1 protein-coding gene (running past one end of the window) is annotated in these 12,646 nt (G+C 49.4%); it reads left to right on the plus strand.

Annotated elements, in window-relative coordinates:
• Nucleotides 1-12,646 carry the start of a DUF5776 domain-containing protein gene (locus tag ACSVI6_RS01905; protein ID WP_491720846.1) on the plus strand. The gene runs 15,662 nt beyond the window's last position, so the window shows 12,646 of its 28,308 coding nt (coding positions 1-12,646); the start codon lies at nt 1-3; its stop codon lies beyond the right edge, outside the window.

Consider the following 12,646-nt stretch of genomic DNA (forward strand, 5'->3'; position numbering starts at 1 on the left):
TTGCTCTATAACAAATTTAAAATTAATAAAGTAAATGATAAAAAAGTACTTCGGAAGGTTAAAAAACAATGGGTAGTGGTCTCACTATCAATGTTTACAGTATTAGGTGCGGGCGTGTTGTCTGGACAATCCGTTTTAGCGCATGCGAATACCAGTTCTTCTAATTATTCTTCATCTAATGATGATAGCGATAGTAATAACACTAGTAGTGTCGCTAGTGATAGTAGCCAGCCAACGGTTGCCTCTTCCCAACAAAGCGGTGCCGCTAGCGTTACCAGTTCTGAAAATAATTCCAGTGAAAGCACGGTCAGCGCATCTTCAGATGCAACGATCATGAATTATAGTATCAGCAGTAACAGTTCAAGCACGGATACTAGTTCAGCCGATCAATCAAGTGGTAGTAGTAATTCTGCCAGCGTGATTAGCAGTGTTGCATCAGTTTCATTAGAGAGCAGTAGCAGTTCTTCAACGACTTCAAAGAGCTCTAATGCATCTTCATCAGCATCGAAAAGCAGTCAATCATCCAGTAACGTCAGCTCAAGCAGCGCAGAAGATGCTAATAGCAGTGCATCTTCTGCCAGCGTGAACCAACTCTCCGCCGTTACCGTCAGCGCTGATTCATTATCTGGGATCAACGAAAGCGACTTGTTAGCCAGAGCGGCCGTTGAGATGACTTCTGATGTCGATGTAACGACCAATAGTTTGACTGATCGAGCAGCCAGCACTTCTGATAGTGCCGACTACAGTAGCCTACCTGCCGAATCCGGCAGTGTTGCCTATGTTGGAACTTGGGCTGCGTTTGATGCTGCCATGAGAAACACCAGTGTTGCGGTGATTAAGGTCACCGATGACTTTGGGAATAAGGGGTCTGGTGGAAACAATATTAACCTTAGTAGTAAATCATCGATCACCATTGATGGGCAGGGGCACTCAATTGACTTTGGGGCCGCTGGTTATGGATTTAACGGTGGGGCTGCCAATGCCGTAGTAACAGTGAAGAACCTTACCATGTACGGGACCAACTACTATGGCCCGATTAAGATTGGGACCGCAGGGACCAATAAAGCCGGAACGATCAACTACTCTAATATTACCTATACTGGATCACAATTGGTGAACGCCACCAACGCTAACGTGCAGATTTTTGGAACCGTAAACGTTAATTCGGTCGGGAAATACACCAGTGTGATCAATGGAAATGACTTCCAGACAGTTGTTACCCAGGGAAACAGAAATGACGGTTCTGTCAACCAACAAAATCTCCAAATTTCACAAATGTCCTTAATGAAGGGCAGTACCTACAATGGGTATGACTTCGGGGGGAACGTAATCGACCTTTCCGGTGGGTTAACGTTAAATGAAGGCTCAACCATGAACCTGGTGCCTAAAAATGGTAGTGGAACGCCTGAAGATAACGTTGATGGAGCCAACTCCGTCGGATTAATCGTTCGGAAGGGTGCCAACGTGACAATCAATAACGCCACGTTAAAGGTCGCTCCGCAAGCGAACGCTTCTGGAATCAACGTTAGCGGAGACATTACTGTTACCAATAACGGGGTCTTAGACATTGAACACGTTGATAACCCTAAGTCTGCCAACCCAAACGTAATTGCCGGGACGGTGCTCGTGAATAACGGGGGGACCTTCATCGCCCACGGGAGTTCTGCCGTTAATTCTAACTCTGGGTCATTAATTAGTATCTCCGGGAACTTGAACGTCTTGAACGATGGGAATGCCGAAATTTCGACCGATGGAGCGACTGGGTCTAAATTTACATTACTAAGTAATCAAGGAAACATTTTGATCAATAACCCCGGGAAAAGGGTGATCTTCAGTCTGAACGGGGTCAATAACCAATACACGACCGGTGCCGGGACCTTATTTGCTAAAATTCCGTTAACCGCTTATTCAGTTGTGACTCAAGTTGACAAGGCCATTGATAGTAACGCCCAATTTTACGTTAACGTGAACAACAATAGCGTTAAGGTCCTAGATGCCTCCGGTAAGGAAGTCACTAACAGTGTGTTAAGTCAGTTTAACAATGGGACCACGACCTACCTGAAATTCTCAGCCGTACCAAGTGTATTCTTTAACGGGAATTCGAACCTAAGAACGACCGTTAATAACGCCGCTTCTGGCTACGATGTGGTTACAAAGTTAATTTTGGCTAATATTCCTGCTAACATAAGCGACTTGCCTGAGTCTTCAAAGGAAGTTTACGTTCGGGTCACCACGAATGGGAAGAACGAAGTCAGAAGTACGGGGGTGGTGACCAACCCATACCAACCAGCCACTAGTACCGTTCCTAACAATGCTAATTACTCCAATCAATATACAATTAAGTTGCCACTTTCCGCCTTTACTAAACAAGCGGATGGCCGCTACACCTACACGTTAGTTGAGCCATTGAACGCTGTTGGTGCTACTACACCGACTACGGTCACGGTGACAGCGCAATTTGGGGTGTCAAACCAAAGTAATACGATCAAGAATTCTGGGAACAATACCACGACAGAAACGACGATTAATAACCCAGGTAAAACGCCTGACGTTGCTGATACTGGTACTCAAACTGGAACGATCACTAATAATGCGCAAAAGGATACCTCCTCTTCGAATGCGAGTTCAGCAGCGACCTTAGCTAATACCGCTAGTAGCTATGCTGCCGAAGCTAGTAAAGCGGCCCACGGGTTCTCTTCAGCTTACAGTGGGGCCAACCAATTTAACGAACAAACAATTGCCGACTCGAATGCAATCAATGAACTGAACGATTCATTGAACGCAATGCTGGGGACTTTAGATCAAAATAGTAATGCGGTTAATCGTGATGACTACCTTTCTGCTTCTGCAGCGTTAAGTAGTGCCCAAAGTGCTTTGAATAGCTACAAGAGCAACGCGAGTTCCTACGCTGCTTCAGCATCCGCATCTAATTCCGTTGCCAATCAACTTGCCGTAGATGCAAGTAGTCAAGCTAACGTTGCCAGTTCTGCGGCCTCAGTGGCACAAAGTCTGGCCAGTGCAATTGCTTCGGTTCGGGATGATAGTCAATACGCAAGCCTATCTAGTGCAGCAATTTCTGCGGCCTCTGCAGCCAGTGCTGCTAATTCGGCGGCCTCAACTGCTGCCGCTTCCGCAAGTACGCAACGTTCAATTGCCTCTGATGCAGCTTCTAATGCTAGTAAAGCGGCTAGTTCAGCAGCTTCCCTTTACAGTAATGCCAATAGTTTATTTAATTCGATCACCGCGGAAGACTACAATATTGCGGCGAGTGAAGCAGTTAATAATGCTTCGCTAGCTGCTTCTAATGCTTCTAATGCGCAAAGACAAGTCAACTCAATTGAAAATAGCGTTGGAACCGATTCAAGTGCAATTGCATCGGCTTCTTTAGGTGTGTCGAATGCCAATAGCGAAGCTAGTTCGGCTGCTAGTGTGACTGCTAGCTTGGCTTCATTACATCCGCACGATGCGACGATCAGTAGTGCTAACAGCGTGGCTAGTCAAGCTGCGATAGATGCTAAAAGTGCGTCTGAACAGGCAACTGCGCTTAGTTCTGCTGCTACTTCAATTGCTAATTCTGCCGCCTCAATTAGCCAGGCAGCTTCCAATGCACTGTCGAGTGCTGCAGCTGCCAAGCAAAGTGCGATTGATGCCGCGAGCGTAGTGGCAAGCTATTCTGCTGCTGGTAATTCAGCTCAAGCATCGACAGCGCTTCAATCCGCACAAAATGCTGCGAGTGCAGCTAGCACGGCTGCTTCGGTTGCATCACAAGCCATTTCAAGTGCCTATGCGGCCTCCCAAGCTGCTAACGATGCGTCGAATAGTGCGGTTCAACAAAGTACTGCCGCCGCTTCTGCCAGCCAAGTTGCATCGAACGCAGCTGCTGATGCGTTATCACAAGCAGCAACGTTAATTAATAGTAGTAATGCGATTGCTAGTTCAATGGCGTCAGCTGCTTCTTCAACCGCTAGTTACGCTGCCGTTGGTCAGTCGAATGCTGATGGGGCTAGTCAACATGCTAATTCTGCCGTTGATTATGCCAATAGTGCGTCAGCTGAAAATAGTCAAACCACTTCATACCAAAATCAAGTTAGCGCTGACAGTAATCAGGTTTCATCAATGTTTAGCGCTTACCCTAGTGATGCAGTCATTAGTAGTGCTGCATCCATCGTTAATAGTGCTCAATCAGTAGCAAGTAGCGCCCAATCAGTTGCTTCTGCAGCTGCTAGCGTTGCGCAAAGTGCTGAAAACGATGCTAATAGTCAGGCTGCGATTGCTGCTAGCCAAGCTGTTGTTGCTTCTAATGAAGATGCAGCAACTAAGTCGGCAATTTCAGCTGCTAGTCAAGCCGTACAAAATGGTGATTATTCATTAGCTAGTTCTTACGCTGCAGTCGCTAGTCAAGCCGCTTCACGCGCTAGTGATGCTGCAGATGTCGCAAATCAAGCTAACGATAATGCTAATGCTGCTGCTAATGCCGCCCAAACTGCACAAGCCAATGCTTCCAATGCGCAACAAGCTGCTTCCCAAGCAGCGCTTGATGCTAGTAATGCGACCAGCCAGGCTGTAGAACGGATCAATGCTATCAACACGGGAGCGCTAGACTCGGCCAGTTCCCAAGCATCATCTGCTGCTCAAGCAGCTAGTTATGCAGCCTATGGGAGTAGTGCCGCTAATGGTGCAAGCCAGGAAGCTAGCTTAGCCCAAAGTGACGCTGCAAGTACCGCTGATGCGCAAAACAAGACCAGTTCATTTGCTAGCGACACCAGTAGTGCCGCTAATGGCGCGCAATCGGTCGCTAGTCAATACCCAAGTGATACAGTCATCAATAACGCTTACCAACAAGCAAGTAGCGCTTCTGCTAAGGCCTCCGCTGCCAGCACGGCTGCTAGCGATGCCTTAAGTGCTGCTCAAAGTGCCCGTGATGAAGCGACTAACCAATCATCGCTTGCTGCTTCTTATGCTTCTGATGCTGCTGCTCAAGAGAGTGCAACTAAGGCGGCATCTGATGCTGCACACGAAGCACTCAGCAATGGAAATCATTCCCTGGCTAGTTCCTATGCTTCCGTTGCCAGCACTGCTGCCGATAAGGCTAGTGCCGCTGCTTCAGGTGCTAAAACGGCCCAAGATGCAGCTAAGACTGCCGCTCAAACTGCAGATCAACAAAATTCCACTGCTCAACAGGCTGCTAAGGATGCTGAAGATGCAGCCAATGCAGCTAACGATGCATTGAACCAGATCGGTGAGCGTGTCAAAGAGCTGAACAACCAAGCTAGTGATATCGATACAGCATTATCGAATTACACCAGTCAAGCTGGTTCAGCCGTTAACCTAGCAAGTAGCGCTGCCACAGGTGTGAATACTAATACTAGTGCGACCCAATCAGCCTTGACAGTGGTTTCTGATTTTTCAAATGCAGCTAGTTCTTACGCTGCTCAAACTAATGATAAGAATACGCAAGCCCAATCTATCGCCTCCGTTTACCCAACTGACGATGTGATTCAAAGTGCCGCTAAGGTCAATGTTGAAGCCTTAAGTAGCGCCAATGATGCTGCTAAGAGTGCGGCTAGTGCAATTACAATTGCTAAATCTGCAGCTGACGAAGCGATTGCGCAATCTTCCGCTGCAGCCGAATATACTTCCAGTGCCAACGCTGCCGCTAGCGCCGTTCAAAGTGCTGTCAATGCAGCTTCTTCAGCATTGAGTGTTAACGACACTGTAGCCGCTCAATCATACGCCTCACTTGCTAGTGCGGCCGTCATCCATGCCAGCATTGCAGCCACAAGTGCGCAAAGTGCCAGTGTGATTGCTGCAGCTGCCAGCGATACTGCTAAGCAACAATCACTAGCGGCCTCACAAGCGCAAACAAATGCTGCAAATGCCTTTAATACTGCCAGTTCTGCGCTTGATGTAATTAATTCACGGGCCAATAGTTCTGCAAATAGTAAGGCCAGCTCGGCTAATTCAGCTGCAAGTGTTGAAAATAGTGCTGCGAGTCATGCAGCTTTCGGTTCATCCAATGCTTCTGGGGCGAGCCAATTTTCTGATGCAATTAATTCATACGCTAGTCAAGTCAATCAAGATAACGTTGCAACCAATAGCAACGCCGTGGTTGCCAATGAAGCCAATCAACTAACTAGTAGCTTAGCGAACAATCATTCTGATAATGCCGATGTTGTTTCAGCGAATAGCAAGGCTAGTTCAGCTAATTCCGTTGCTAACTCTGCCGCTAGCGTTGCTTCGAATGCAACCCAGCAAGTTGAAACTGCTAAGAGTAACGCTGCGACTGCCTATTCCAATGCTTCGATCGCTGCTAGTCAAGCCAGTGAAGCTGCGCAACAAGCTTCACTAGCATCGTCGCAAACATCCAGTGCTGCCTTAGCTGGTGATCATTCTGCTGCAGACAGCTATGCGAACCAGGCTAGCGCTGCAGAAGTTGCGGCCAGCAATGCTGCTAATTCAGCTAACGCTGCTTATAGTGCCGCTGAAGCTGCTAATCAACAAGCAAGTACGGCCTTTAGTACTGCAGCTTCTGCTAGTTCGACTGCCGCCCAAGCTGCTAAGGATGCTAATGATGCCGCTAGTTCAGCTGTGACTGCTGCCAATAATAGTGCTAACACAGTCGCTAGTAAGGCTAGCAGTGTGGCTTCCGTTGCCAATAGCGTTGCCAGTCTAGCTGCCTCTGGATCATCCGATGCTTCTGGAGCAAGCCAACATGCTGATTCAGCTTCTGATTTAGCTACTAACACCAGCAGTGTCTATCCAGATGTGTTTAGCGCTCATAGCTCCACTGCTAGTTTTGCAGCCGATGTTAGTTCAATGGCAGCTAATAATCCAAATAACGAAGTGATCAAGAGTGCTTCTGGCACCATCAGTTTTGCCAATAGCTTTGCTGCACAAGCTGATTCTGACGCTTCCCAAGCGGTGCAAGATGCTAATAGTGCTAAACAAGCTGCTGATGGCTACTCACAGGTGGCCTCTGTTGCTGCTTCCGTTGCTGCTAGTGCCGCTAGCTACACTGCTAGTGCCTCATCAGCAGTTGCCAGTGCTGTTTCTAATGGCAATATTGACCTAGCTTCTTCAATTGCGAATGCCTCATCGTTGGTAGCAAGTAGTGCTAGTTCTGCAGCCATTAAGGCTAGCGAAGCTAATTCGAATGCGGCCGCTCAAGAGTCGCTTGCTAGCGCTGCTTTAAGTAAAGCCAATAGTGCAAGTAACATCGCTAGTGAGGCGCGTGATGCTGCTCAGAGTGCTTTTGATGTCGCTCGCAACAACGCAGGGAGTGGAGCTAGTTACGCCAGTTCCGCAGCTGGTGCTAATTCACAAGCCACCCAAAACAGTCAAAATGCAACGACTGCGATTAGTAATGCCCAAAATGATTTAACACAAATTACAGATGCTTCATCACAAGCAAGCGCTGCTTCCACCGCTTCCATACCAAATGGTAGTGCTGTTAACAGTGCAACCAGCGTGGTGAACAGCTTAAACAGCCTGAATAGCAATAACGCATCAGTTGCGAGTGCTTCTGCAGCCATTAGTAATGCCGCAATTGACACTGCAAGTGCCTCTGCCAAGGCGTTAGAAGCATCCAGTGCTGCTAACCAAGCTAGCCAAGACGCCATTGCTGCAAGTCAAGCTGCTGATGAAGCGAATGCTGCCCTTAGTCAAGCCACCAGCAACGCCTCATCTTATGCTGCTGCTGCTTCACAAGCTGCTGATCGAGGCGATCAATCTGGCGCATCGATTGCCGCATCGAATGCCGAAGCTGCTTCTAATGCCGCTAGTTCAGCAGCGGGCCAAGTCCAATCCGCTGTCGATAAGATCAATTCTGCAGCCCAAACTGCCACTAGTGCAGCACAAGAGGCCCAGAATCAAAACGTGATTATGAGTTCTGCTGCACAAGCTGCATCGAATGCTGCCAGTGCGGCATCACAAGCAATTGCAGATGGCTTGAACAGTGATAGTAATAAGGCTTCTTCCGCTACCGATGCAGCCTCGAACGCTGCCAGTGCCGCTAGTCAGGCAACTAACGGTTCTGGATCAATCCCAGGTGCGAGTCAAAATGCTAGCTCTGCGAACCAATTGAACAGTCAAGCTAGTGCTGCCAACAGTGCAACCAGCGCCTTTGCATCCGAAGCCTCCACCGCAGCTGAAAATGCGGGGAACTTTGCTTCTAATAATCCTGGCAATTCAGAGATTGCCTCTGCCGCTAGCGTTGCTAGTTCGGCGAACCAAGATGCCCAGGCGGCTTCAACGGCTGCCAGTCAGGCTTCTGGGAATGCTTCAAATGCTTACTCGACTGCCAGTTCTGCCGCTGATGTTGCTAAATCAGCAGATGCAATCGCTAGTTCCGCTGCTTCCGTTGCGGCTAGTGAACACGCTGCAACGTCTCAAGCAGTTGCTAATGGCGATAGTAATGCTGCTTCCGCCCATGCTGCCGCTGCCGAATCAGCTGCGAATGTTGCTAGTTCTGCCGTCCAAGCAGCAATCGATGCTAGCAATACCGCTAGTTCTGCAGCTCAAGTAGCATCTAGTGCTACCAGTCAAGCTAGTTCAGCTCAAGTAGTTGCTTCAAACGCCATTTCAGCGGCTCATTCTGCTGAACAAACCGCCAGTGAATTGAATAGCTTTGTTTCCAGTGCTAACAATGATGTTCAATCTGGAAATAGTGCCGCTAGCGTTGCATCAAGTGCGGCTTCATCCAATGCAGCGCAAACGAATTCAATTGCTAACTCATTGATTAGCAGTGCCGTTGATTCCGCGAACCAATATTCACAAACCGCTAGTGCTGCTAATTCAACAGCCACCGGATCGACAAGCGTTGCATCCAGTGCTAATAGTGAGGTTCAATCACACTTTAGCAGCTACTCCAATAATCCAGCATTAAGCAACGCTGCCCAAACTGCCAGCGAGGCTTATTCAACTGCAAGCAGCGCCAGTGTGATCGCTCAATCAGCTAGTCAACAGGCTTCAATCGCCAAATCGATCGTTGATTCAGCCACGAATGCCGCTAGCTACCAAAATTCGATCGCAAATTCTGCCAATAGTGCTGCTGCTGCCGCAAGTCAAGCAGCTTCGCAAGCATACGCTAATTCGCAATTTGCTGATGGAAATAGTTATGCCCAAGCTGCGGCGAATGCAGCGAAGGATGCTGATAGCGCTAATTCGAGGGTATCAGAAGCTAAAAATAATGCAGATGAAGCCCTAGCGAATGGCAGTAATGCTGCCTCAGTAGCGAGTGGGGCTGCTGCAACGATCAGTGCGGCTACCGATGCGGCGCTTAGTGCCAGCTCAGTTGCCCAATCGATTGTGAACGCACTTGCCGATGGCGCAAGCAACGTCACCAGCGATGCGAACCGCGCCTCGAGTGCTGCCGCATCCGCGAAGGTCGATGCTAACAACGCTAATAGTGATAGCACCTCCGCTTCCTCCGCAAATAACACCGCCAGTGTTGCCGCTAGCAATGCTGACGAAGCTGCTCAACAAGCGCGGGAGGCATCGAGTGCCGCTAGTGAAGCCAACTCAATTGCCAGCGCGGCTGCATCCAAGTACTCAGATGCTTCTGGGATGAGCTCCGCCTCTGCGAAGGCTTCCAGTGCATCCGAACAGGCTTCAATCGCTGCTTCAATTGCTAATTCAGCTAATCAAGAGACCCAAAAGGCATCCACGCTTGCAAGTAGTGCTGCCCAAGCTGCCCAGAACTTTAGCACCGATGCAACTAGCTATGCTAACGATGCATCTAGTGCCGCTGCTGCAGCAATCAGTGCCGCTAACAATGGTGACAGTGCGGCTGCGAGTGCTTATAGTAATGCTGCTAAGGCGGCTGCTGATTCTGCAGAAGTTGCTTCAAATGGGGCTTCCAGTGCCTACCAAGCAGCTTCTCAAGCCACCCAGAGTGCCTTTGATGCTGAATCAGCTGCTAACTCTGCATATCAAACGGCAGTTGATAACGCCACGATTGCGAGTGCGGCTGCCGATGATGCTCAATCAATCGCAGCATTTGCAGACGCCTCACTTAGTGCTAAGCGGGCAAGTAACGCTGTTAATTCAGTTGATAAGGCCAGTTCAGCAATCAACGTTAATGTTAACGATGCTGCTAACAATTCCACTAACGCTAGTTCAGCTAGTTCTGCTACCGATTCAATTAACACGGCCGTTAGTTCAAATGCGACGGCTGCTAACACTCAGGCAGGTCAATATTCCAATAACCCAATTATCAATTCTGCCGCCACGGTAATCAGTAATGCCGTTGCTCAAACTAGTTGGGCGAATAATGATGCTAGCATCGCTAGCTCTGCTGCCGCGGCCGCTAAGTCAACTGTTGATTCCGCCGCTAGCGTTGCGAGTCAGGCATTGATCGATGCACAAAGTTACTACGCTGCTGCTAGTGCTGCCGCTTCGAACAGTGATCCGGACACCGCCGCAACGGCTGCAAACTCCGCTGCTGCCGCTGAAAAGCTAGCTAGCCAAGCTGCAATCGATGCAAGTAACGCTGATGTTGCAGCGTCGAGTGCTGCTACGCGAGCCAACAGTGACCTTGCCGTTGCTCAATCGGCTGCTGAATTGATCAATGCAGCTAGTTCTGCAATCAACTCCGCTGCGATTGCTGCTGATGGATTGGTAAGTGGTGTTAACAGTGATGCTGATCGGGCCAGTTCCGCTGCGAACGCCGCTTCAGATAATAACACTGCGGTGCAAACGGCATCTAATACCGCCCAAAGTTCAGCCGACCAAGTAGCTGCTAACAGCCAAGCGGCCTCTAGTGCCGTTACCAACATCGATAGTGCGGCAAGTGCAATTCAAGCTGCTTCATCAATGGCTGCTAACGCTGGTTCCAGCGATCATGCTGGAATCTCCAGTGCTGCTTCCGCAATTACGAGTGCTCAAAGTGCCGCTAGTTCGGCCTCTGCCGCCATCGCTAGTGCCAATAGTGGGGTTGAATCCGCCACTGCGCAAATGAGTACCGCTAATGCTAACGCTAGCCAAGCACAATCAGCAGCCGCTGAATACGCTTCATTGGCTTCGAGTGCCGCTTCTGCAGCGCTTTCCGCTAACGCCAGTGGGGATCTCTCCGCTGCTCAAACTGCTAGTTCAGTTGCCAAGCAAAATGCTGATAGTGCCGCCAGTGCCTTTAATTCAGCCTCCGCTGCGCAAATCCTAGCTAGCAGCGCAAGTGCGGTGATCAACGATTTAACGCAAAGTGCCAATGCCCAGTCTGCAGTTGCTGATGCTGCCAGTGCCGCTGCGAACAAAGCAATCAACGATGCTAACTCGATTGCCGCCTCTGCTGATGCTGAAGCAAGTGTCAAACGGGCTTCAGATGCTGTTTCACAAGCATTCGATCAGTCCATCCAAGCCAGCAACGATGTCGATGCTGCCACGATTGCATCCCAGAAGGCCAGTGCTGCCTTTGATAGTGCTACTTCTGACAATGCCGTTGCATCTAATGCTGCTAATCAAGCCACAAGCATTGCTAGTCAATATCCAAACCACAGTGCGATTAGTAGTAATGCTTCTATTGCTGACTCCGCTGCTAGTGTAGCAAGTAGTGCCCAACAAAGTGCCGCTGCCGCTAGTTCAGCTGCATCTGTTGCTAAGGATAGTGCATCGTATCAAGCATCTATTGCGGCTTCGAATGCTTCACAAGCCAATGGATACCTTAGTCAAGCCAGTGAAGCTGCTAGCAAGGGGGATCTTTCTGGTGCCGCTAGTGCTGCCGATCAAGCTTCCGCTGCTCAACTAAGTGCCGAACAAGCTGCGAACCTGGCAAGTGAAGCCACTAATGCTGCTAATACTGCTGCCGAACAGGCGAACTCGGCTTCGACGGTTGCTAGTCAAGCTGCCGAACAAGCTCAAAATGCCAATCAAGCAATCAACTCGGCAGTAGATGTAATCAACAATCTAAATAACAGTGCGAATGCCGATGCACAACGGGCATCAGTTGCTGCTGATGGGGCAACCGATACCGCTAATAATGCGGCAAATAACAATCTATCGACCGCAAGTGATAGTGACAAGGCGAGTCAAGCCGTCGTTGCCGCTAGCAACGGGTCCTTAATTGCCAGCCAAGCCGTCTCAAATATGCAAAGCGTGGTAAGTGATGCAGCTAAATATGACATCCCAGCGATGAGTTCATATGCATCGATCGTAAATAGTAATGCTGAAATGGCTAGTCAAGCTGCAAATACAGTTTCAGTTGCCAACAGTAATGCGACCTCAGCATTGAACGCGGCCGAATCCGCTACCGATGCGGCAGAATTTGCCCAAGACGACGCTAATTCGTACGCGGCGGTGGCTTCATCGAATGCGGATGCCGCGACTTCAGCTGCATTAGCTGGTGATAACTCCAATGCCACTGCATTTAGTATTGCTGCAAGTCAAGCTGCCGATTCCGCCGCTAGTGCTTCGAACGCTGTGCAAACGGCATCGAGTGTAGCAGCGAATGCGAGCCAAGCTGCATCTAGTTATGCGGCCCAAGCAGCTTCTGCAGCGGATCAATTAAGCCAGGCTGCTCGAGCGATGAGCAACGCGACTCAATCCGCCCAGTCAGCAGCCGGGTCCGCCAATGCTAACGAAAGCAAGGATCGGGCAAGTAACGCTGCCAATGCCGCTCACAGCAACGCTACCGTGACTGATAGCTACCGTAGTC

This window comes from Nicoliella sp. ESL1106 (assembly GCF_058509965.1).